22 protein-coding genes are annotated in these 21,879 nt (G+C 38.7%); 11 read left to right on the top strand and 11 right to left on the bottom strand.

Features of this window, described 5'->3' with window-relative positions; all coding sequences use genetic code 11:
* Window positions 1-52 precede the first annotated feature (52 nt).
* From coaBC to HJP15_RS16485, 3 genes are all read left to right on the top strand, one after another.
* Entirely contained in the window at window positions 53-1,246 is a 1,194-nt protein-coding gene (gene coaBC, locus HJP15_RS16495) for a bifunctional phosphopantothenoylcysteine decarboxylase/phosphopantothenate--cysteine ligase CoaBC (protein ID WP_170174188.1), read from the top strand.
* A gap of 114 nt (window positions 1,247-1,360) precedes the next feature.
* On the top strand, window positions 1,361-1,948 hold the full coding sequence (gene slmA, locus HJP15_RS16490) for a nucleoid occlusion factor SlmA (RefSeq protein WP_054203010.1): 588 nt from the start codon (window positions 1,361-1,363) through the stop codon (window positions 1,946-1,948).
* A gap of 148 nt (window positions 1,949-2,096) precedes the next feature.
* On the top strand, window positions 2,097-4,871 hold the full coding sequence (locus HJP15_RS16485; RefSeq protein WP_170174169.1) for an alpha/beta hydrolase family protein: 2,775 nt from the start codon (window positions 2,097-2,099) through the stop codon (window positions 4,869-4,871).
* A gap of 83 nt (window positions 4,872-4,954) precedes the next feature.
* On the opposite strand, the gene HJP15_RS16480 is transcribed toward HJP15_RS16485, so the two are convergent.
* Complete coding sequence (locus tag HJP15_RS16480; RefSeq protein WP_170174168.1) at window positions 4,955-7,129, bottom strand: YgiQ family radical SAM protein; 2,175 nt, start codon at window positions 7,127-7,129, stop codon at window positions 4,955-4,957.
* A gap of 466 nt (window positions 7,130-7,595) precedes the next feature.
* A complete protein-coding gene (locus tag HJP15_RS16475; RefSeq protein WP_170174167.1) occupies window positions 7,596-9,791 on the bottom strand; it encodes a bifunctional diguanylate cyclase/phosphodiesterase in 2,196 nt (731 codons plus the stop codon).
* Between the two features lie 238 nt (window positions 9,792-10,029).
* Here HJP15_RS16475 and HJP15_RS16470 point away from each other — a divergent pair, with 238 nt between their 5' ends.
* Both HJP15_RS16470 and HJP15_RS16465 read left to right on the top strand, forming a co-directional pair.
* A complete protein-coding gene (locus tag HJP15_RS16470; RefSeq protein WP_054455874.1) occupies window positions 10,030-10,560 on the top strand; it encodes an SRPBCC family protein in 531 nt (176 codons plus the stop codon).
* Complete coding sequence (locus HJP15_RS16465) at window positions 10,529-11,416, top strand: TIGR03899 family protein (RefSeq protein ID WP_054203005.1); 888 nt, start codon at window positions 10,529-10,531, stop codon at window positions 11,414-11,416. The genes HJP15_RS16470 and HJP15_RS16465 overlap by 32 nt, the downstream gene beginning before the upstream one ends.
* A 31-nt stretch (window positions 11,417-11,447) precedes the next feature.
* Here HJP15_RS16465 and HJP15_RS16460 read toward each other — a convergent pair whose 3' ends face one another.
* The 8 genes from HJP15_RS16460 to HJP15_RS16425 all read right to left on the bottom strand — a co-directional run bounded on the left by HJP15_RS16460 (window position 11,448) and on the right by HJP15_RS16425 (window position 17,323).
* On the bottom strand, window positions 11,448-12,224 hold the full coding sequence (locus HJP15_RS16460; protein WP_054203004.1) for a TIGR04219 family outer membrane beta-barrel protein: 777 nt from the start codon (window positions 12,222-12,224) through the stop codon (window positions 11,448-11,450).
* A gap of 3 nt (window positions 12,225-12,227) precedes the next feature.
* The gene (locus HJP15_RS16455; RefSeq protein WP_054203003.1) at window positions 12,228-13,214 is read right to left on the bottom strand and encodes a DUF2333 family protein; all 987 of its coding nucleotides are present in this window, start codon (window positions 13,212-13,214) and stop codon (window positions 12,228-12,230) included.
* A gap of 8 nt (window positions 13,215-13,222) precedes the next feature.
* On the bottom strand, window positions 13,223-13,741 hold the full coding sequence (locus tag HJP15_RS16450; RefSeq protein ID WP_054203002.1) for a copper chaperone PCu(A)C: 519 nt from the start codon (window positions 13,739-13,741) through the stop codon (window positions 13,223-13,225).
* A gap of 88 nt (window positions 13,742-13,829) precedes the next feature.
* Window positions 13,830-14,153, bottom strand: coding sequence for a hypothetical protein (locus HJP15_RS16445; RefSeq protein ID WP_054203001.1), 324 nt, complete (start codon window positions 14,151-14,153; stop codon window positions 13,830-13,832).
* Window positions 14,154-14,162: 9 nt separating this feature from the next.
* Window positions 14,163-14,369, bottom strand: a complete 207-nt coding sequence (locus tag HJP15_RS16440; RefSeq protein WP_054203000.1) for a PspC domain-containing protein — start codon at window positions 14,367-14,369, stop codon at window positions 14,163-14,165.
* Between the two features lie 10 nt (window positions 14,370-14,379).
* The gene (locus HJP15_RS16435; RefSeq protein ID WP_054455869.1) at window positions 14,380-15,054 is read right to left on the bottom strand and encodes a PspA/IM30 family protein; all 675 of its coding nucleotides are present in this window, start codon (window positions 15,052-15,054) and stop codon (window positions 14,380-14,382) included.
* 252 nt (window positions 15,055-15,306) lie between these two features.
* Window positions 15,307-16,269, bottom strand: a complete 963-nt coding sequence (dusA, locus tag HJP15_RS16430) for a tRNA dihydrouridine(20/20a) synthase DusA (protein WP_212760701.1) — start codon at window positions 16,267-16,269, stop codon at window positions 15,307-15,309.
* Window positions 16,270-16,444: 175 nt separating this feature from the next.
* Window positions 16,445-17,323 carry a LysR substrate-binding domain-containing protein gene (locus HJP15_RS16425; protein WP_170174166.1) on the bottom strand — a complete coding sequence of 293 codons (879 nt, stop codon included), beginning with the start codon at window positions 17,321-17,323 and terminating at the stop codon, window positions 16,445-16,447.
* A 94-nt stretch (window positions 17,324-17,417) separates the two neighbouring features.
* Here HJP15_RS16425 and HJP15_RS16420 point away from each other — a divergent pair, with 94 nt between their 5' ends.
* From HJP15_RS16420 to HJP15_RS16400, 5 genes are all read left to right on the top strand, one after another.
* Window positions 17,418-18,044 carry a LysE family translocator gene (locus HJP15_RS16420; protein WP_054202997.1) on the top strand — a complete coding sequence of 209 codons (627 nt, stop codon included), beginning with the start codon at window positions 17,418-17,420 and terminating at the stop codon, window positions 18,042-18,044.
* Window positions 18,045-18,060: 16 nt separating this feature from the next.
* A complete protein-coding gene (locus HJP15_RS16415) occupies window positions 18,061-18,777 on the top strand; it encodes a glutathione binding-like protein (RefSeq protein WP_054202996.1) in 717 nt (238 codons plus the stop codon).
* Between the two features lie 2 nt (window positions 18,778-18,779).
* Entirely contained in the window at window positions 18,780-19,448 is a 669-nt protein-coding gene (locus tag HJP15_RS16410) for a glutathione S-transferase N-terminal domain-containing protein (protein WP_170174165.1), read from the top strand.
* A gap of 139 nt (window positions 19,449-19,587) precedes the next feature.
* Complete coding sequence (locus HJP15_RS16405) at window positions 19,588-19,917, top strand: antibiotic biosynthesis monooxygenase (protein ID WP_170174164.1); 330 nt, start codon at window positions 19,588-19,590, stop codon at window positions 19,915-19,917.
* Window positions 19,914-20,369, top strand: coding sequence for a GNAT family N-acetyltransferase (locus HJP15_RS16400; RefSeq protein ID WP_101154682.1), 456 nt, complete (start codon window positions 19,914-19,916; stop codon window positions 20,367-20,369). Before HJP15_RS16405 ends, HJP15_RS16400 begins: the two co-directional genes overlap by 4 nt.
* Window positions 20,370-20,658: 289 nt before the next feature.
* On the opposite strand, the gene HJP15_RS16395 is transcribed toward HJP15_RS16400, so the two are convergent.
* The gene (locus HJP15_RS16395) at window positions 20,659-21,279 is read right to left on the bottom strand and encodes a MarC family protein (RefSeq protein WP_054202988.1); all 621 of its coding nucleotides are present in this window, start codon (window positions 21,277-21,279) and stop codon (window positions 20,659-20,661) included.
* Between the two features lie 94 nt (window positions 21,280-21,373).
* Here HJP15_RS16395 and HJP15_RS16390 point away from each other — a divergent pair, with 94 nt between their 5' ends.
* Entirely contained in the window at window positions 21,374-21,808 is a 435-nt protein-coding gene (locus HJP15_RS16390; protein ID WP_054203182.1) for a transcriptional repressor, read from the top strand.
* Window positions 21,809-21,879 lie beyond the last annotated feature (71 nt).

The raw sequence follows: 21,879 nt of genomic DNA, 5'->3' as shown, positions 1-21,879 counted from the left end.
CGCATATTGAAAAGAGCTTTATCAGCTTATGGCAACGTTTATGGCAGATTTAATGGCAAAGTTAGCAAATAAAAAAATTGTATTGGGGATCAGTGGTGGAATTGCCGCTTATAAGTGCGCAGAATTAGTAAGGCGCTTAAAAGATCACGGTTGTGAAATAAAAGTGGTGATGACTGAATCAGCCAAACACTTTATCACGCCACTTACCATGCAAGCCGTTAGTGGTGAGATTGTTTCTGATTCATTATTAGACCCATCTGCAGAAGCTGCAATGGGCCATATTGAGTTTGCTAAATGGGCTGATTTGATCTTAGTCGCACCAGCCACCAGCAATATAATTGCAAAAATGGCCGCTGGCATTGCGGATGACTTGCTCACAACCTTGTTACTGGCAACACCTGCCAAGGTTGCGGTTGCCCCAGCGATGAATCAACAAATGTACGCCCACCCCGCCACTCAAGCTAATCTAGCTACATTAGCGCAGCGTAACGTGGCTATTTGGGGACCTGGTAAAGGTGAGCAAGCTTGTGGGGACGTAGGTGCTGGCCGTATGCTTGAACCACATGAACTTGTAACGCTATGCACACAACCTGCACAACCGCAGCTGTTAGCAGGTAAAACGATTACAATTACAGCTGGCCCAACTCGCGAACCACTTGACCCTGTACGCTTTATTTCAAACCACAGCTCAGGAAAGATGGGGTATGCACTTGCTCAAGCTGCACTATCGTTAGGCGCACACGTAAATTTAATTTCAGGGCCTGTCACAATAACGCCACCCGCCGGTGCTAACGTGATTCAAATACAAAGTGCACAGCAGCTATTGAATGAGTCTTTACTCTTAGCCCCTCTTTCTGATGTGTTTATAGGCTGCGCTGCTGTAGCTGACTATCGCGCTAGTGCTGTTGCAGATCAAAAAATGAAAAAGCAAGGTGACGAACTCATTCTCACCTTAGTTAAAAACCCTGATGTTATTGCTGCTATTGCAAACCTTACAGAAGGCCGCCCTTACACAGTTGGTTTTGCAGCCGAAACTCAAGATGTAGCGAATTATGCTAAAGGTAAACTCAGTAATAAAAACCTCGATATGATTTGTGCAAATGATGTGTCACAAGCAGGCCTTGGCTTTAATTCAGATCATAATGCACTGACTTTATTTTGGTTAACTGAGCAAAAAGAGTTAGCTATCGAGACAAAAAGTGCATTAGCCCTGAGCGTAATGACCGAGGTTGCTAAACGGTTGTAAAAAGGCTGGAAAGAAGCTGCATAAAACATTAACATGGCCTTAATCGCTTGTTCAAAAAATAACTGGCGAGTAGTCATTAAAGCTAAGTAAATTACTATAAAGAAAGGAATGTTCATGCCTGCGACAAAAAGAAGTAATCGCAAAGAGCAAATACTACAAGCACTCGCACAAATGTTAGAAACAAGCCCAGGACAACGCATCACCACAGCCAAATTAGCTGCTGAAGTGGGCGTATCTGAAGCAGCGCTATATCGTCATTTCCCGAGTAAAGCACGGATGTTTGAAGGCTTAATTGAATTTATTGAAGACACTTTACTGTCGCGTATAAACCTTATTCTTGAAAACGAAAAAGAAACGCAAAGCCGCGTTTATAATATTTTATTATTACTATTGGCTTTTGCAGAAAAGAATCCAGGTATCACACGTATTTTAACGGGTGATGCACTTCAAGGTGAGCAGGAACGTTTGCGTGAACGCGTGCAGAGCTTATTTGAAAAACTTGAAACTCAGCTTAAACAGGTTCTACGTGAACGTAAATTGCGTGAAGGCAAAACGTTTCAAAGTGACGAGCTAACAATCGCAAACTTTTTGCTTGCCTATATTGAAGGTAAAATGAACCAATTTGTGCGTAGTGATTTTAAAGCTAAACCCAGTGCACAATTTGAAAAACAATGGCTTGAGCTGCAAAAGATCTGGCTTTAGCTCCTAGCTCCTAAAATGATCAACCTTGCGAATCTCTTCGCAAGGTTTTGTTAGGTTCACCCCTCTTTTTAAGCCACTTATCGTATCTACTCGAATTGTTTAACAAAACCGCTATGATGGGGATGATCAAACAAAAAGAGAATCAATAATGAAAGCCCAACTTTCCCTACTAAGCATTGCCCTAGTTGCAAGCCTAAATAGCGTACCTGCCCACGCAAAAGACGCGCTACAATTTAAAGATGTATTCAATTTTAAAGCAGCTAAAACAACACAGTTATCAGAAGACGGTAAAGTGCTCAGCTTTAGTGCAACACCCTATCGCGGCAATGCAACAGGCCAAGTTTATACGTTAAACAACAATAAACTACTCGCCGAAGTTGAGCGCGGCACTAAACCTCAGATAAATAAAGTCGCCAACTGGGTGGCATTCACTCAAGTTCCGACTTTGCTAGCAAAAGAAACCACCAAAAAGAAAAGTACATTAAAAAATAATCTGGTATTGGTAAGTACTGCCACTGGTGAACAACAAACTTTTGATAACGTAAAAGACTATCAGCTCTCTGATGATGGAAAGTGGTTAGCATACCGTTTAGACCAAAAAGCAGATAAAGACGATGATAGTAAAGATATTGATGATGCTAAAAATACCGATAAAACCAGTGAAATCAAACCAGATAAGAAAGATAAAGTATTTGATCTCATTGTTGTAAATTTAACAGATGCTACAACCCATACAATAAATAGTGTGTTTAGTTACGCTATTAATGCATCTGGCAGCGAGCTTATAGTCAGCCAAAGCTACCCAGATGGTAGCGATAATCAGGTGGCGTTAATTTCATTAAATAATACGTTTGAAACAAGTGTATTAATTGATGAACCAGGTGTTGTTGCAAATAAAATTGCCTGGCATCCAACTAAAAACATCGCCGCGTTCACACTGGGCAATTATGTGAATGACGATATGCGCCGTCGCGACCATCAATTAAAATTATGGCAAAACGAACAGCTTACAGATATAACCTCACCTAAAAAAAATTGGACTATCGGCAAAACAGCAAAACTGAGCTGGTCTGAAGACGGTGAGCGCTTATACTTTGAAAATCACCCTAAGTTAGCAGCTAAAGTTAAAGACAAAAAATACACGGATCAAGCCTCACTTTTTGATTACGACACGATACGTGCGCAAAAAGGTCTTAATGTGTGGCATAACAATGACGCCGAAATAAAACCTCGCGAAGAGCAACAGTGGAACGAAACCAATAAAAATAAGCATTACCAAGCGGTTTATCATCTTAATGGTAAGCGGGTCACTCAACTAAGCGACGTAGATATGCCCAATGTGGCACTAAATACTAACAGTCGTAATGCGCTACTTGGTTCATCTAATTTACCTTACCTCGAACGTATTATGTATGGCGGTTTTTTTGCAGATTACTATGCTGTAGATGTGAATACCGGCGAACAAAAAGCAATCATAAAAGATTACCCGTTTAGACCTAGCTTATCGCCAAGCGGCGAGTTTGCTGCCTACTTTAATAACAGTCAAGTGCAACTTAAAGACTTAGGTAACAATAAGGTAAGCACCTTAACAAAAGCAATAAAAGCTGTTTTTGCTGATGATAAACATGATTACCCATCAGCCCAATCAGGCTACGGATTTGCTGGCTGGTTAGAAGATAGCAGCCAAGTACTTGTGTACAGTAAATATGACGTATGGGCGTTTGATGTCAACACCCTCAAAGCAACCCAACTTACGCAAGGTAAAGAGAGTAATACGCAATATCGCATTATTAAGCTTGATAAAGAGCAAGTAGGCTTTGCTAAAAACGACACTCTTCTAGTGAGTGCCACAGACCTTCAGAACAAGCAAACCGAGATTGCCAAACTTAACTTAACTGATAATTCAATTACTAAAGTTTTAACAGGCAATAAGCGCTTTGATGTAATTAAAAAAGCTAAAAATGCTGATAAATATTTGTTTACTGAGCAAACCTATCATCAGTTTCCTGATATTTATCAAACAAATTTTAGTTTCAAAAAAGCACAGCGCGTCACTCACTTAAACCCACAAGTGGATAACTTTGCATGGGGCCAAAAACCAGAACTAATAAATTACAAAGGCTTTGATGGGGAAGACTTGCAAGGTGTGTTGATCAAACCTGCAGGCTACAAGAAAGGCGATAAAGTGCCTGTTGTTGTGTACTTTTATCGTTATATGAGTCAGCGTATGTTTGATTTTCCAAAAATGGAATTAAACCATCGCCCCAACTTTCCTATGTTTACCTCAAATGGTTATGCAGTATTTTTACCTGATATTCGCTTTGAAATAGGCCATCCTGGCAAATCATCAACACAAACGATGATCAACGCGACCCAAAAACTGATTGATTTAGGTATTGCCGACCCTGATAAAATTGGCCTGCAAGGTCATTCGTGGGCAGGCTACCAAAGTGCCTTTATGATCACCCAAACCGACATGTTCAAAGCGGTTGTATCGGGCGCACCTGTATCGAACATGACCAGCGCTTACAGTGGCATTCGATTAAAGTCAGGCCTTGCTCGTCAGTTTCAGTATGAAACAGGCCAAAGCCGTATCGGTAAAAATCTATTTGAAGCCCCTGAACTTTATATTGAAAATTCACCGGTATTTTTTGCAGATAAAGTAAATACACCTATTTTAATCATGTTTGGCGATAAAGATGATGCTGTACCATGGCATGAAGGTGTGCAGTATTACTTAGCGCTCCGTCGTGCAGGTAAAGATGCTACATTTTTACAATATGAAGGTGAACCACATCACTTAAAAAAATTCCCTAACCAAGTGGATTTCTCAATTCGTATGATGCAGTATTTTGATCATTACTTAAAAGGTAAACCAGCCGCTAAGTGGATGACCGAAGGCGAATCGTTTATTGAAGAGTAAGCTGAAGAATAAGTAGCGACTATTTACTCGTTCAAAACTAAAACGCCCAGCAAATGCTGGGCGTTTTGACGTGTGCTGTAAAGCTATCTAGCCCGCTGGCGGTTTCCACCCACTTTGGGTTTAGTATTGGCTTTTTTAAACTGACTAAACCCGGTATGACGGCTCAGTGCAGGACGCCCGCCTTTGCTTGCTTTAAGTGACTTTTCGTCACGCGTTTCTTCTGGCACTAAACAGTTAGGCCCTTTACCAATGAGCTTTGCTTTACCCATATTTCGCAGGGCTTCGCGGATCATTGGCCAACCAGCAGGATCGTGGTAGCGCAGTATCGCTTTATGTAAGCGACGTTGGCGCGCACCTTTTGGCACGGGTACTCGCTCAGTATTATTTTTAATATTACGTAGCGAGTTCATCTCAGTGTGATAAATAGTGGTTGCGTTTGCCATCGGTGATGGGTAAAAATTTTGCACTTGATCAAGTTTAAAATCATTCGATTTAAGCCACAGTGCCATATTGACCATGTCTTCATCTTTAGTTCCTGGGTGTGCGGAAATAAAGTACGGGATCAAATATTGCTTTTTACCCGCTTCTTTAGAGTACTTATCAAATAACTCTTTAAACTGATCATATGCGCCCATACCCGGCTTCATCATTTTAGATAATGGCCCGTCTTCAGTATGCTCTGGCGCTATTTTTAAGTAACCACCAACATGATGCGTTACTAACTCTTTTACATAACGTGGATCTTGTACAGCTAAATCGTAACGTACACCGGAGGCAATAAGGATTTTTTTCACCCCTTTTACTTCACGGGCTTTTTTGTATAAATCGATTGTTGGCGTGTGGTCAGTATCCATATGCTTACAAATATCTGGATACACGCACGATAAACGACGACAGGTACTCTCTGCTTTTTTACTCTTACAACGCAGTTTGTACATGTTTGCAGTAGGGCCACCTAAATCAGAAATAACCCCAGTAAAGCCAGGTACTTTGTCACGAATTTGTTCGATTTCTTCAATGATCGACTCTTGCGAGCGACTTTGAATGATCCGCCCTTCATGCTCTGTAATAGAGCAAAATGAACAACCACCAAAACAACCCCTCATGATATTGACCGATGTTTTGATCATGTCATAAGCAGGGATTTTTTCACTTCCATAGCGTGGATGAGGAATGCGCTGATAAGGTAAACCAAACACGGCATCCATTTCATGAGTTTCTAATGGATACGCTGGCGGATTAACCCAAATAGAACGCTCACCGTGGCGCTGAAACAATGCTCGGGCACAACCAGGGTTAGTTTCTTGGTGTAAAATACGCGATGCATGGGCATATAACGGCTTGTTAACGCTTACTTGTTCGAATGCTGGTAACTTAACATAGGTTTTTTCCCACGGCTTAGGGCGCGCTGGTTGAATGGTAATTGGCTTAGCAGCTTCCGCTTTTAAATCGATGCCTGCTTGTTTAAATTCACTTTTACCACAACCAACATCATCTGCGCCGTACGGATTAGGGATCGGATCAATCTTGCCTATTTTATCAATTGCCGTTGAATCACTACCACGCCAACCCGGAAGCGGCTCTTTACGTATAACTGCAGTACCACGAATATCTTGAATCGTATCCATTGTTTCGCCTGCCGCTATGCGGTGCGCAACTTCAACTAAAGGACGTTCAGCATTACCATAAATAAGAATGTCAGCTTTGGCATCAAACAAAATACTACGTCGTACTTTTTCTTGCCAATAATCATAATGAGCAATACGACGAAGGCTGGCTTCGATACCACCAATAACGATAGGAATGCCTTTATAGGCTTCGCGGCATTTTTGAGAATAGATCATAACTGCGCGATCTGGGCGCTTACCACCAATATTACCTGGCGTGTAAGCATCATCATGGCGCATACGCTTTTCAGCTGTGTAACGGTTGATCATCGAATCCATGTTACCGGCTGTCACACCAAAAAATAGATTCGGTCTGCCAAGCTCCATAAAGGCATCTTTTGACTGCCAATCAGGCTGGGCAATAATACCCACTCGAAAGCCTTGCGCTTCAAGTACTCGACCAATCACTGCCATACCAAAACTAGGATGATCAACGTAAGCATCGCCACTAATTATGATTATATCGCAGCTATCCCAGCCAAGTGCATCCATCTCTTTGCGTGTAGTTGGTAAAAATGGTGCTGTGCCATAACACTCGGCCCAATATTTTGGGTATGAGAATAAGGCTCGTTTGGCTTTAAGTGCGCTCATGAATTAATGACCAATTGCTTTAAAAAAGGTCGCAAAGTATACCCGAATTAATTACCAAACGATATTAACGATTTACTTCACAGTCCCAACTAATACAACAATACTATTTGGGTCTGTTTATCTTTTGAGGTTGAATTTCAAGCGGTGTGTTTAGTTTTCAAGCAAGGCGGAGCCGATGTAATGTAGTTGCTCCCCATAAATAGGCGATATCGCAGCATAAATGCCAAACACGCGCTGCCCGAAGAGTTCTGCCTAGGGCGATTAACTCTTTGTTACTTCCATGGATGTAGGTAAGGGGCGTAAGCAGGGCGCAGAAACTTTGCTCGATTTTGACTTATTCTCACATGGATGTGAGCCAGTAGAATAACGCAGGAGCAGTTATCGAGCCCACTCGATTCCAAACCTCACGCCGCGATTAAATCGCCCCTAGATTGAACAAATTTCAATCCACAAAGGTCAACAACCCCTAACTTTTGCTCTCAAAGTACTGAATAAGTTGCGCTTCAGGCATCGGCTTAGCATACATAAAACCTTGTACTTCATCACAACCAAGCTCCCTAAGTAAATCAGCCTGCTCCTGTGTTTCAACGCCTTCTGCAATTGTTTTCAACCCAAGCTGCGCACCAAGAGCGACTACTAATGCTGCAATGGCTCCTGAATCTTTCTCCGGGAGATCTTTTATAAATGTCCGATCGATTTTCAACCGATCTATTGGCAGCTTTTGTAAATAACTTAATGAGGAAAAACCAGTACCAAAGTCATCTATAGCAACTTGAATGCCAAACTCTTTCAATTCTTGCAATGTTTCTATCACGGCATTCATTTCATCCATGACGACACTTTCGGTCACTTCTAGCTCTATATTTTTAGGCTTCACATGATACTTTAATAATGTATTTTTTACCTGCTGGGCAAAACCTTTTACTTTAAATTGCGGGACAGAGACATTAACAGCAATACAGATTTCTACCCCTGTTGCTTCTAAGCGTTTTTGTTGCATACATGCTTGCTCTAATACCCATTGGCCTATGCCAACAATTAAACCAGCGTCTTCGGCGAAAGGTATGAAGATAGCAGGAGAGATATAATTCCCCTGACCTGAAGGCCAACGTAACAAAGCTTCACAACCAATAAGTGCTAAATCATTGAGTGTGAACTGTGGCTGATACCACACCTCTAATTTATTATGCTCAAAATCTTGGCGAAGTTGGCGAATAATACCTAAACGCCATGCCATTTGCTCTTCCATATCAGGTGTATAGCACACCGCAGTGTTATACTTACCTTTTTTTGCTTGGTTAAGTGCTATATAAGCAAGCTTTAAGGTTTCAATACCGATTGCTTGAAAATCTTTTTGCTCGCAAATGCCAATTTTGAACGTGACAGGTAAAATATGTTCTGCGGCTGCAAAAGGTAAATTTAAATTATCATAGAGCTCAGTTTGGTCAAACCCCTGCTGCTCGATTAAAAAGCCAAATACATCAGCTCCAATCCGCGATAATAATTTAGCTGCTGGGTACTCTTGTTTCAAACGTTCAACAATCGCAACAAGTAAGTTGTTTCCAACTTCCTGCCCCAAACCATTATTTATATCAGAAAAATGCGCTACATCAATCAGCACAAACACATGATCATTGTTAGTTAAGCGGTGATATTTTTCTATTTGCTCAGTAAAGTAGGTACGATTAGATAGCCCTGTTAATACGTCTTTAAACGCCGCATCTCTGAGGTTATTAAACAGTCGCACGTTATCTAAACCGACACTGACGTTAGTAAGAAATATTTCAGCAAATTGCAGCTGAGCATTACTCGGCTGGCTAACATACTCAAGATAAATTGCAGCTTGGCGGCTTTTACTTTTCAGTAATAAGGTCGTATCGTGCTTTGTATGTTGGTGTTCTTCATATTCAAAACAGTTTTGCACTTGTAAAATAATGCGCCCATTATCAAGCTGCTCAATACCTTGACTAAAAAAAGCACTAAACTGAGTACTCCCCCCGAGCACGCTAATACGATTACTATCATCAAGCGTGCCACATACAACCCCTGTTGCCTCACAATCAAGAATGACACTAAGCTGTTTAATTACCGCCATGGTAAATGCTTTAATATCAGTAAAGCCTAAAATAGCTTTAGAAGCACATAAAATATTATTTAGGGCTTTGCTTTGGGCTTCTAGCTGACATACCTGTTCATAAGAGCGGATTGCAGTGATTAAAGATGTCACTAACTTGCTGCGAGTTAGCTCAGTTTTTGTTTTATAATCGTTAATATCATATTCACGAATCACCTGTTCTTCAGGTGCATATCCAGGCTGCCCTGTACGTAATATAATGCGCACGTTATGGTTTTTTAGTGTTTCACGCACCTCTTTAACCATTTTTAAACCCGCATCATCAGACTCCATAACAACGTCAAGAAGTAACACTGATACATTAGGCGCTTTGCTTAATACTTCTATACCTTCCACTGCTGAATATGCATGATGAAAGCGCAAACCCTTTCCCCAAAATTCAACCCCAGAAAGAGCCAGCTTCGTCACTGAATGTATTTCTGGGTCGTCATCTACAATTAAAATATCCCAAAACTCTGTAGGCACAACCTCATTTAGAGGTTCATCTTGATGATTAAAAAACAAAAAATCACTGTGCTCTGACGTCATTTTAAATCCTTCAGTTTCAAATACGGTGTACAGTTAAAGGGTTAAGATCGAACCAATGTTGACTCACAGCGTATCATTACTTAGCCTGTAGCTCATAATTATTGATTAATATTGGTAAATAGCATTTTACATATTATAGTCGAAGTTCAGCAGCTTGATACTCGTATAGCTTAAATATATTTAAGGAATAATTATTAAAGTCATAAAAAAAATTACCCAATTTATTTTTGTTATTTGTATGCTGTTATTGGTATTAGGGCTAGTACTGCCACAACAGTATCAAGTAAATAAAAGCATAATAATTCAAGCTGAACAGGTGATTATTGAACCATATATAAATGACTTTTCAAAGTGGCAACTATGGTCTCCTTGGGAAGCCGTGGACCCGAGCATTATTTTTGATGTTTCAAACCCTAGTTCAGGTGTGGGTGCCCATCAATTTTGGCAGAGTAACTGGGGGTTCGGTGAAATGACAATCACCAACATTACACCATCAACAATTCATTTAAATATTTTATTTAATGAAGAGCATATTGCCACGGGGACTATTAATTTTACACGCAAAGCCAATGATAATTTAATCTCTTGCACTTTACTTGGCGAAGTAACAACACCTATATTAGGTGGATACTTAGCGTTAATAAGTCAGTATATTCTTACTAATACCGTTGAACTTGGGCTCAACAATTTAAAAACTGTCGTGCAACTACAGACGATACAAGACATTGAGGTCAAGAATGACAATACAAGCAGCACAGGCGAAAATTAACTTAGCTCATATAATTGAGTCAAAGCTTGGTTGCCCAATACGTAAGGCAAGCACGGTTCGAGTTTCACAAAAAAGTGAGGATAGCTACGGACCGCAGGGACGTCCCCCTTTGGCTTATCACGTAAATAGTGAAGATCCAATACTTACTCGCGCCCAACATCGTCAACAGCTATTACTGGTAAATCAACAGCAAAATATCGAAGCAATTATGGCTATGGCAATGAGCTTTTGCCCTGATGTAACCTGTAAAGGGCAGCCGGACAGCGACTGGGTTGAGCGCTTTATCGCACTCTGTGAAGATACATCGAACGAATCAATGCAAAAACTATGGGCCAAAATTTTAGCCGGTGAAACGGTATCTCCGGGCACTTTTTCAATTAAAAGCCTACAAACGCTAAAGCAAATGACACAACGAGAAGCCGATGCGTTACAAAAATGTACTGCGATCTGCGGTTTTAATGAAAAAGATAATAGCCATTTAATTCTACTTGGTTTTTATAAAAAGCCGTCGTTATTTGATTTACTTCGTAAAGGTAACAAAGTATCACTCAACCTTGGTAGAGCGGGTATTAGCTTTCCTGACATTCTGACTTTAATGGATATCGGCCTAGTTTATCGAAAAGAGATTGAATCCCCGGCACTCAAAGCAGGGCATGAAATGAACTTAGCGTTTTTAACGCAACGAGTAATCCTTAAATCTAAAAGCAACGATCTCGTTCTTAGCTATTACAAGTTTACACAAACTGGAGATGAGTTAAGAAAATTAATAAATATGCCTATTAATAAGGGCTACAAAAATTTGTTAAATACTGCGCTTGATGAGGAGTTTGATGTAACGTGGCATTCGAAAAAATAATGCCACGTTAAAATTTTAATCCCTAATGAGATTAAAAATGAATTTGAATACCTGCAAATGGACCTGAGGCGTCGATATTAGTATATACGTTATCAATATCATCAAGCTCAATGACCATTGAGCGATAGCCCGCTTTAATATCCATATCAACCGCTAAGTTATCAAGTAGCGCCCATGCAATACCAGCTTGGTAATCTTGCACTTTACTGTCATCGATTGCTAATAAGCTACCCTCGAAGAAAACACTAAGCCCCGTTAACGGTAAGCCTACTTCAGCACGACCGTAAACCAATGGTACAAAACCTGAGAAATCTATTTTTTCAGTGACTTGTACATCATTAGCATTCGAACTATCAGTACCGCTTACTGTAATTTCACCATCAAACTGCTTCGCGTTTATACCTAAATCGATAGATACCAAGTCATTATCAAAAATTTCGTAGTAAAGAATATAGTCGATGTGCGATAAGTCACTCATCGTACTTGCGACTGTATTATTTCTATATGTTGTGCCATTAAATTCAAATGCTGTATCGAGCGTAGTAGAACCATTTAGCTCCAGCTCTGTATACTTTAATTTAATATTTGGCACTAATGGCACAGGATGCTCAAGCGCTGCGTAGTAACTAACAAAAGTTTCATCTTCAAAATTAAAGTTTTGTGCTGTATTACCTTTGTCAGCAAAACTACCTGAATTATCAGATTGCCAGCCATCAACACCAACGTATAAACCCAATATGGTATCTGCGTGGGCAACAGGTGCTAAGAAAGCCATCGAAAGGGCGGCAGCTAAACAGTACTTTTTCATGTTTTATCCTTGCGCTAAAAGTTCGCTAAGTTCGATAAGAGCCGCGTTGGCTCTAGATATGTAATTTGCCATCACTAATGAATGGTTTGCAACAAAACCAAAACCATTACCATTTAGAATAACCGGACTCCAAACAGTTTCTTGGGTTGCCTCAAGCTCGCGAATAATTTGCTGCAAGCTAACACGTGCATTTTTTTTCTCAAGTACATCAGCAAAGTCGTATTCTACCGCTTGCAAAAAATGTAATAAAGCCCAAGTTGCGCCTCGTGACTCATAAAAAACATCATCAATTTCCCACCACGATGTTTTAACCTGACTTTGTAACGGAGCATACGTTGCTTGATGTGCCTCTTTATCTCCGGCTAAATCTGTATTTAAACGCTCTTGCCCAACACTTGCACTTAAACGTTGGCTTAAACTACCTAAACGTTTTTCAGCTTCTTTTAACCAGCCTCTTAAGTTATCAGCGCGAGAATAAAACTGGCTTTCACGCGCATTTTGATCTGCAATTTGTGAACGGTAGACCAATAAAAAGTCGATCCCTTTTTGGTATTCGCTTTCTGCGCTTGGCCATGCCCACGCTTCAGAGCTAATATTAAATTGTGGCTGCGCTTTTTTTAATGCTTCATGCTCTGTTGATTGTGACTGCGAACGACTAAAATCTTTACGCATTGAGAGCGCTAAATCGCGGCTCATTTCTAATGCACCATACTCCCACGCTGGCATATTATCCATAAGCACACTCGGCGGCATCATATCATTCGATAAATACCCACCTGACTTATTTAATAATGTACTTGTAACTTCAATTAATGACGTTGTGGTTGTATAACCTGTAACAAACTTTTCACCACGTTGTTGTGCTTGCTGCTTTGCGTGTGTAATTATGTCAATACGGGCTGGTTCAACGCTCCAATAAACTGCCGTCGCATAAAATAAAATAAACACGAGTATCAGCGCACTGATAATTTTCCCTTTGTGTTGTGACATTTAACCTCCTAATGATGCATATGGTGTTGTTTAGACTGCTCAGCTTGTTCTGCTTGGCTCTCTAACGAAACCACTTTTGCCTGAGTGAAAACACGGTTACCGTCGCTAAAATATAGCGTGAGTTTAAGTTCTTGCCCTACTTTTAATGGCTCTTTTGGTTCAAATACCATTAAATGATAACCGCCCGGTTTAAAGTCGATTTGTGAATGAGCTTTAATTTTTAATGAATCTACTTTATTCATTTTCATCATGCCATTAACGTGTTGGTGCTCATGAACTTCTACACGGCCTAAATTTTCAATACTCGCCTTGGTAAGTGTTACTGCGTTATCGCCCTGATTAACCAAGTTAAAATAACCGACACTCGATTTACTCGCAGGTAGAAAAACCCTTACTTGTGCGTTATTTACAACAATATGACTGTCAGTATCGTGATGGTGTTCTGCATGTGCAATAACAGGTGAGGTGTATAGGCTAATCCCTAAAAGAGCACTAGAGAGTGCTGTAAGTAATGGCTTAAGAGTCATTTCAATCCTTGTTACGATAATCATTTTATTGACTAAATTTAGCATAATTGTGAAAAAATAGTCAGTAAAATTAGTATTTAGGTGGTTGTTAGGCCACCTTTTTATTATCAGAAACAAGCCAACATAAAAATGCAATGAGTAGTAACGGCCAAGCAATCATTAATGAACCAAATAATAACGCAATGAGCAATCCTAAAGAGACTGCAATACCAGCACCTAACAGCCCCACACCAACCAATGCGATACATACAATAACTGCTAGCACGGCTAAAAGTGCGCCTACGAGCTCAATACCTATCCAGCTGAGATCGGTGAACCATAGCGGTAATTGCCATGAATCAAACTGCATAATCTCAAATGGACTTGATGTCATAAGTAACAAAATTAATAGACAAACTGCAACAATCTTCATGGCACTCTCCTAATATACTTTACTTTCTAAGCAACAATGGGCAATTAAATAACCTGCACCTATGACTAATGGAAACTGAATAAGCATTAAGATAGTAACCAATCGAGTAACCCACACAGGTAGATCTAATCGTCGTGCTAACCCACTACACACTCCTGATATTTTTTTATTTAATGGGTCTTTATACCAACGTTTTTGACTATTATAAGTATTCATAACAACACTCCTAAGCTGACTTTTTAACTTTAATTTTTAACGCTGCAAGCTCTTGCTCTAGTGCATCATTTTTAACTAATGCATCAATTTGATCGGCTGTTGTATTTTGATTAGCCGAATCAGTGATTTCATAAGCCTCAACCTGCGCTTCAATCGCATCAACACGACGCTCAATAACATCAAAACGTGAAAGTGCATGCGCTACTTTTTCACTGTTTAATTGATGATTTACACGCACTCTGGCATTCACCACGTTATGTACTTGCAGCAAGCTTCTTTGCTTTGCTTTAGCCGCGCCAAGCTTTTCTTGCAAACGCTGAGCGTCATCTTGCAATTTTTCTAGCGAGTCGGTCAGTTTAACTAACTCAGGCTCAATTGCCGCTAAATCAGACGCTACTCGCTGCTTTTCTTTGAGAGCCGCAGCCGCCAAATCATCACGGCCTTTACTTACCGCGATTTCCGCTTTTTCCTGCCATTGTGTAATACTGTTTTGTTTTTCTGTCTGCTGACGTCTCAATACTTTTTCTTCACACAAAATTGCCGCAGCAGTTGCTCGGCACTCACCAAGCGCTTGCTGCATTTCTTGAATAAGCAAGTTTAAGAGCTTTTGCGGATCTTCTGCTTTATCTAGCGCAGCTACTATATTTGATTGAATCAGATCACTTACACGATTAACTAAGCCCATGACTTTCTCCTGTTGATTATGGGTGATTACCACTTAATGATTCCAAGACTTGTGCCATGTTATTCGAATAAAATAAAAACCAAATAATATCAAAAACTTAAATAAAAAAATAACAATTTAAAATGACTTTGAGCTGAATATTAAATGGTTAAAAAAACTAAAATAGTTGCTTTTTAACCATAATTTAGGATCAAAAAAAGCCACTAAAAAGTGGCTTTTATAATCTACTAATTACGGTATTAAATTAGTGATTTACTGCGGCACAAAACTTAACGCCTTATCCATCACAGATAAATCAGCTTGTTTTCCGTGGCCATTTTCCGATAAATGACGTCGAAAGCCACGGGCACCAGGTTGGCCCTGAAAAATACCCAGCATATGGCGCGCAATATGCCAAAAGTTGGCACCTTGCTGCATCTCAGATTCAATATAATCATACATTGAACGCACTACATCATGGCGTGATTGAGTGAAATTACCGTCACCGTAAATCTTTTCATCAACTTCGCTGAGTATAAATGGGTTACTATATGCTTCTCTGCCAATCATAATACCATCAACATGAGCAAGGTGTGCTTGACTGTCAGCAATCGTTTTAACACCACCATTTAAACTTAAATGTAATTGCGGGTAGTCTTTTTTTAGCTGATAAACACGTGGGTAATCAAGTGGCGGTACTTCACGGTTTTCTTTAGGGCTTAAGCCTTTTAACCACGCTTTTCGTGCGTGAATAATAAAATCATCACAACCAACATTATGACTGGCCTCAATTAAAGCACATAAGAATTCATACGAATCTTGCTCATCAATACCTATACGGGTTTTAACTGTAACAGGGATATTAGCCTGCTCTTTCATTGCAGCTACGCAATCAGCAACAAGTTGCGGTTCACCCATTAAACATGCACCAAAACGACCATTTTGAACACGATCTGACGGACAACCCACATTAAGATTAATCTCGTCATAGCCACGCTCTGCGGCTAATTTTGCACACTGAGCAAGTGCTTTAGGATCTGACCCGCCCAACTGTAAAGCAACCGGTCCTTCATGCTCATTGAAATGCAGATAATCACCACGGCCAAATAAAATAGCACCCGTAGTTATCATTTCAGTATACAACACTGTGTGCTTTGTCATTTTACGATGAAAAGTACGGCAATGACGATCAGTCCAATCAAGCATAGGAGCAACGGATAGCTTTTTAGAAATCAAAGGTTTACCTATAAAAATAAAATTAGAAATTAGTGTAAACACTAAGGGAAATAACTGGTGATTTTTGAGGATTATACAAGAATTAAAAAGGTAAATAAAATTAATTTATAACCTACGATTGGACAGATAGTTGTTTTAATCTCGCAATGATCAAATTAAAATACTGCAAATGCAGTTACCTCTGATAGTTTGAAACAAAATCAATAAACAATCGTATCTTGAGAGGTAATTGTTTTTTCGCTGGATAGAGTAAATGAACTGGTCGTGGGTTAGGTTCTTCTCCAATTAATATTCTAATCAAGGTGGAATTATCTAGGTTCTCTTTAAGCAGTGAAGATGGTTGAAGAATTATTCCTTTACCTTGGCAGGCTGCAACTCTTAAGCAATTACCACTATTACTCACAAATTTACTATCTTCAATCCGTAATGATTCTATTTGAAATTCTCTTTTCAACCTAGAGTGTGTTTGCCAAGGTTTAAATCCCAAAAATAGATGTGCTTCAAGATTATTAATGTTATTTGGTATACCAAAATCTTTTAAATATGCAGGAGAAGCACAAAATATGAGTTGTTGCTCATCGACTTTTTTAGAGATATAAGATGCATCCTTTAACTCACCGACCCTAAAGGTCATATCAAAATCATCCAACAGTACATCAGACAATGAATCCGAAAGCTCTAAATCAATATGAATATCAGGATACTTATCCATAAAATCACTAATGAGATAAGTTAGCTGGTATGTGCCATACGTCACAGGAGCATTTATTTTTATGCGACCTTGAGGCTCCCCTGAAAAATATTCCATCTCATGCATCAGTTGTTGATATTGTGCAGATAACTTTGCCGCTTTACTCAAATACAACTCACCTGCCTCTGTTAGTTTTTGACCTCGTGTACTCCTACTCAAAAGCTTTACATTCACCTCTTTTTCTAAAAAATTAATGTATTTACTTACCATCGTTGGTGATAACTCAAATTCATTAGCAACTTTAGAAAAACTCTTTTCCCGACATACCGCGATAAAAATATTAATTGCTTTTATTCTATCCACTATGAACCCTCAGTTAAAGCTGTTAACACCTAATCACTGTTAATCATTCCATGCTAGCAAGATAGACTAGCCACGTAAACTAGTAGGAGTAAGAATGAACACATACTTAATAAGCTTTTTTATTTTATCTTTGATAACGGTTTTAAGCCCAGGTCCAGCGGTATTATTTACAATTCACAACACGCTGAATTATAAGTTAACTAAAACGTTTTTGGGTATTTTCGGGGTCGCTACTGGAATTTTTTTTGTGGCTGCATTTGCAACGTTGATCCTTATTTTTGCAGCAAATACATTAAACTTTGCTCTTCTGGTAACTAGCGTTACTGGCTCACTGTATTTTTTCTATCTATCATTTAACAGTTTGCAAACGAGCGTACCAAAAGAGCATAAAAAAGACGTACAACTTAATTCATTTAAGCATGGAATACTGATCAGCTTATTGAACCCTAAAGCGCTTGCCTTTTGTATTTTTATATTTCCTTTATACCTAGATACTAAAACAATTAGCTTTCACAAACCTGCTCTCTTATCACTAATATTCTCATTCAATGTGATTATTGTGCACAGCATATATACATACGTTTTTACACGTATAGCAAAATCAATTGACCTTAAAAAGCTCACTTATATCTTTAATAAAATATCAGCTGCCCTATTTTTTACATTCGGTGTTTTGTTAATAAAACAAACTATCGAAAACACATCTAATTTATTCACTTAAGAAAACAGAGGTAACTATGATCGACTTATATTACTGGACTACACCTAATGGTCACAAAGCTACAATGGTGCTTGAAGAGCTACAATTAGCATATAACATTCACCCGATAAATATTAGTGAAGGAGAGCAATTTTCAGAAAAATTTTCAAGTATCAGTCCAAACCAAAGGATCCCTGCAATCGTTGATAACTCGCCAAATGATTGTGATAAAAGTATAAATATTTTTGAGTCTGGTGCAATTTTACAATATTTAGCTGAGAAAACAGGTCACTTAATAGGAAATACAACTGAAGATAAATACAAAGTAATTCAGTGGTTAACTTGGCAAGTTGCTGGACTTGGACCAATGGCAGGGCAAAATCATCATTTTAGCCATTATGCTACTGAAGAAGTACCTTACGCAATAAAGCGATACCAGAATGAGACAAGCCGTTTATATAGTGTTATGGACAAACAATTAGCATCTACTGAATACCTTGCAGGTACTTTCTACTCTATTGCTGACATAGCGTGCTTTCCTTGGATAAGAATTCATGAATATCAGAACCAAGATATTTCTAACTTTAAGCATCTAGAACGCTGGCTGAAAGCAGTAAGTAAAAGGCCTGCTACGATTAAAGCATTAGAAGTAGCTAAAAATATCAACACAAAACCAACTGTAAATGAGAAGGCTTCAAGTTTATTATTCAACCAAGTTAAGGTGACTACACCACATCAAAATAGCGAGAAATAAACATGATCAAATTATATGAATTAGCAGGTAAAAACAACGTCATTTTTAGTCCTTATTGTTGGCGAGTACGTTTAGCGTTATTACATAAAGAATTAGATTTTTTAAGTGTAAAAACAGCATTTACTGACATACAAAAAATATCTGACAGTAAATTTAAAACAGTTCCAGTTATCCATGATGGAAACGTAAATATGAACGATTCTTTTAAAATAATTGAGTATTTGGAGGCTAACTATCCTGAAAAACCCTCATTATTTAGTTCTAATGAGGGACGTGTTTTATCAATTTTTATTGAAGCATGGGCAAATTCTTTACATTCAGACATAGCGAGAATGGCAATTGGAGATATACATAGCCACTTGCAAGATCAAGACAAACCTTATTTTAGAAGAACACGGGAAAGTTTCTTCGGCAAGAAGCTAGAAGATGTTCAACAAGAAAATTACGATACAGCTAAAGAAAGTTTTCTCTCAAAACTCAGTGTACTCGAAAAATATTTAACCAAAACAGAATTTATCGGGGGAGCTAGCCCACTATACCCAGATTTCATTGTTTTTGGCAGCTTACAGTGGTTATTTACAACTAGCCATACATTTGAGATTAATGAGTTAAGTAGCAACTGCAAAAATTGGTTTTTAAAGATTAGTCAGATTTATGTTATTCAGGGTTGAGGAGCTTAATCTGAAAGTACATAGCATTGATGAACTAGCGGAATAATGCTAACTGAGTCTAAATGAATATTACATACAGGAAATGTGATAACAGAACAAACTAAAATATTTCAACAGCTACCACCATTGGAGATGAATAATGATTACTAGAAAATGGACTGCACCAATACCCACATCTAAGCGTGATGAATATATAGATTATATAATGCAAACTGGCTTTGCAGATTATAAGAGTACAAAAGGTAATATAGGTGCGTTTTTAACGCTAGAAGAAAAAAACAATAAACTTTATTTTACAACACTGACTTTTTGGGACTCTTATGAGTCGATTAAAAATTTTGCAGGTGAAAATTATCATCTGGCAAAATATTACCCTAAGGACGATGATTTTCTTATTGACAAACCCAAGTATGTTGAACATCAAGAAGTCGTTTATGGTAATAGTGAGGCAATAAGGATGGACACATGAAAATAAGAAAAGCAGGTCAAGCAGATAAATCCCAAGTTATAAAAATAGTTGAGAGGCTTGCTGATTTTGAAACTCCATACTGGAGAACTGATAAAGAAATTGTAAAGGGTGATTTGAAAGTTATTGAGGCTTACTTTAATAAACGTCAATCAAACCAGTATTTGTATGTCGCAGAGCTAGAAAGCAAAGTAGTCGGCATTTTATTTGTAGAAACAAGACAAGACTTTTTTAACAATAAAAGTTTATTGCATATTTCTATTTTGGCCGTTCCTAAATTTCATGAAGGACTTGGTATTGGCTCTAAACTACTTAAATATTCTGAAGAATTTGCTCGAGAATTGAATATTACAAATATTAGTTTAAACGTTTTTTCCTCTAATCAACATGCAAGAGACATCTATATAAATAGAGGTTTTAATGAAGAAACAATATTTATGCTTAAAGAAGTATAAATTAAAACACGATAGGTAGCCTGTAGATAAACCTTAATTATTCACAGGCTTAACATTATCCCTTTTTGTCCCTTATTAAAACGAACAAAACACTAAACCCTTGAATTAAAATAAAAATAACCATTCAATCGCATCCATCAAGCATCGGGGCCACAGAAAAGCGTCTATTCAAAGTAAAATCCTCAGGTAATTAATAACAGTTAGGGCTAAATAAAAGCCCCACATTTTACATAAATGCAGGGCTTCCATCAATCTTAAGCATTCAAATCAAAAAACATCGATCACAAACTTATGAAAACACCTGCAACCCGAAGTAATGAGCAATGCCATCTAATATATTCGTAACGGCAACAGATGTAAGAATCAATCCCATGATCCGACTAATAATGCTCGCGCCGCTATCACCTATTAACTTATGAACATGAGTCGCCAGCAATAATAAAACTAACACCACCGCAAGTACTGCAAGCATGACAGCTGAAGTAATTGATTGTTCGACCCACGTATACTCATTATTACGTGTCATAAGCACAGCCCCGAGCATTGCCCCAGGGCTAGCAATTGACGGAATTGCCAAAGGAAATATAGCCGTTGCCGTACTATCTCTCACACTTTTGATTTCGGTTTCAGGCTTACTTTCACCAAAAATCATAGATAGTGCAAACAAAAGTAGGACAATACCACCTGCAATCTGAAAAGCAGACAGTGGAATTTTGATTGCATTTAAAAGCAGCTCTCCCGCCAGAACAAAAAACAACAATACTACTGCAGAAACCGCAACAGCCTTGTAAGCTACTTTACGCTTAAACTGCTCACAGTCGCCACGCGTAGTAGCAATAAAAACAGGAACAGTGCCAATTGGATCGATAACCGCAAAAAAGAAGATAAATATCGCTAATAATTCATTCATTGCTAGACTTCCTAGAATAAAACTGTCTAATAAAAACGCTGCAAGTACAACACAGTATGTTAGTATATCACGGTAGCGTAAGGATAAGAGAATGATGAATATAGAGTCACTCGTTAGTAAAGCAAAACAAGTATGCGACAATCGTGGCGCCCGATTTACACCGATCCGTGAAAAAGTATTTCGCCTACTGGCTAGCGCCCAAGGCGGCGTTGGGGCTTATGATTTATTAGAACAACTTAAAATCACTGAGTCAGGGGCTAAACCTGCGACGATATATCGTGCATTAGACTTTTTAGCAGAACTAGGCTTTATCCACAAAATTGAAAGTACTAACGCATTTATGCTGTGTCATCATTTTGACCACATTCATCCTGTACAACTTTTAATATGTGATAAGTGCGGTTTTGTCAAAGAGTTACACTCAACTGTGATTTCACACGAACTTAACAGTCTTGCCGCCGAAAGCGAATTTACTGTATCAGGGCAAACAATAGAAGCCCATGGTATTTGTGGTTCATGTAAGGAATAATTAAGTGCAGAGCTCAAATTAGCCGCTACACTTTAATTTATAACAGCAGTATAAACTGCCAACTCAAGGGA

The organism is Pseudoalteromonas sp. NEC-BIFX-2020_002, from assembly GCF_013002825.1.
GTDB classification, from domain to species: domain Bacteria; phylum Pseudomonadota; class Gammaproteobacteria; order Enterobacterales; family Alteromonadaceae; genus Pseudoalteromonas; species Pseudoalteromonas neustonica.
The sequence above is the reverse complement of the archived record's forward strand: the minus strand, read 5'-3'. Positions and strand labels throughout refer to the sequence as shown.

Excerpts from the sequence above, each read along its gene's own strand:
- HJP15_RS16465 (WP_054203005.1), top strand. The coding sequence starts at position 10,529 with ATGACAATACAAGCAGCACAGGCGAAAATTAACTTAGCTCATATAATT.
- HJP15_RS16415 (WP_054202996.1), top strand. The coding sequence starts at position 18,061 with ATGATCGACTTATATTACTGGACTACACCTAATGGTCACAAAGCTACA.
- HJP15_RS16390 (WP_054203182.1), top strand. The coding sequence starts at position 21,374 with ATGAATATAGAGTCACTCGTTAGTAAAGCAAAACAAGTATGCGACAAT.
- HJP15_RS16435 (WP_054455869.1), bottom strand. The coding sequence starts at position 15,054 with ATGGGCTTAGTTAATCGTGTAAGTGATCTGATTCAATCAAATATAGTA.
- HJP15_RS16420 (WP_054202997.1), top strand. The coding sequence starts at position 17,418 with ATGAACACATACTTAATAAGCTTTTTTATTTTATCTTTGATAACGGTT.
- HJP15_RS16440 (WP_054203000.1), bottom strand. The coding sequence starts at position 14,369 with ATGAATACTTATAATAGTCAAAAACGTTGGTATAAAGACCCATTAAAT.
- HJP15_RS16450 (WP_054203002.1), bottom strand. The coding sequence starts at position 13,741 with ATGACTCTTAAGCCATTACTTACAGCACTCTCTAGTGCTCTTTTAGGG.
- HJP15_RS16410 (WP_170174165.1), top strand. The coding sequence starts at position 18,780 with ATGATCAAATTATATGAATTAGCAGGTAAAAACAACGTCATTTTTAGT.
- coaBC (WP_170174188.1), top strand. The coding sequence starts at position 53 with ATGGCAAAGTTAGCAAATAAAAAAATTGTATTGGGGATCAGTGGTGGA.
- HJP15_RS16485 (WP_170174169.1), top strand. The coding sequence starts at position 2,097 with ATGAAAGCCCAACTTTCCCTACTAAGCATTGCCCTAGTTGCAAGCCTA.
- HJP15_RS16400 (WP_101154682.1), top strand. The coding sequence starts at position 19,914 with ATGAAAATAAGAAAAGCAGGTCAAGCAGATAAATCCCAAGTTATAAAA.
- HJP15_RS16405 (WP_170174164.1), top strand. The coding sequence starts at position 19,588 with ATGATTACTAGAAAATGGACTGCACCAATACCCACATCTAAGCGTGAT.
- HJP15_RS16455 (WP_054203003.1), bottom strand. The coding sequence starts at position 13,214 with ATGTCACAACACAAAGGGAAAATTATCAGTGCGCTGATACTCGTGTTT.
- HJP15_RS16445 (WP_054203001.1), bottom strand. The coding sequence starts at position 14,153 with ATGAAGATTGTTGCAGTTTGTCTATTAATTTTGTTACTTATGACATCA.
- slmA (WP_054203010.1), top strand. The coding sequence starts at position 1,361 with ATGCCTGCGACAAAAAGAAGTAATCGCAAAGAGCAAATACTACAAGCA.
- HJP15_RS16460 (WP_054203004.1), bottom strand. The coding sequence starts at position 12,224 with ATGAAAAAGTACTGTTTAGCTGCCGCCCTTTCGATGGCTTTCTTAGCA.
- HJP15_RS16395 (WP_054202988.1), bottom strand. The coding sequence starts at position 21,279 with ATGAATGAATTATTAGCGATATTTATCTTCTTTTTTGCGGTTATCGAT.
- HJP15_RS16480 (WP_170174168.1), bottom strand. The coding sequence starts at position 7,129 with ATGAGCGCACTTAAAGCCAAACGAGCCTTATTCTCATACCCAAAATAT.
- HJP15_RS16470 (WP_054455874.1), top strand. The coding sequence starts at position 10,030 with ATGCTGTTATTGGTATTAGGGCTAGTACTGCCACAACAGTATCAAGTA.
- HJP15_RS16475 (WP_170174167.1), bottom strand. The coding sequence starts at position 9,791 with ATGACGTCAGAGCACAGTGATTTTTTGTTTTTTAATCATCAAGATGAA.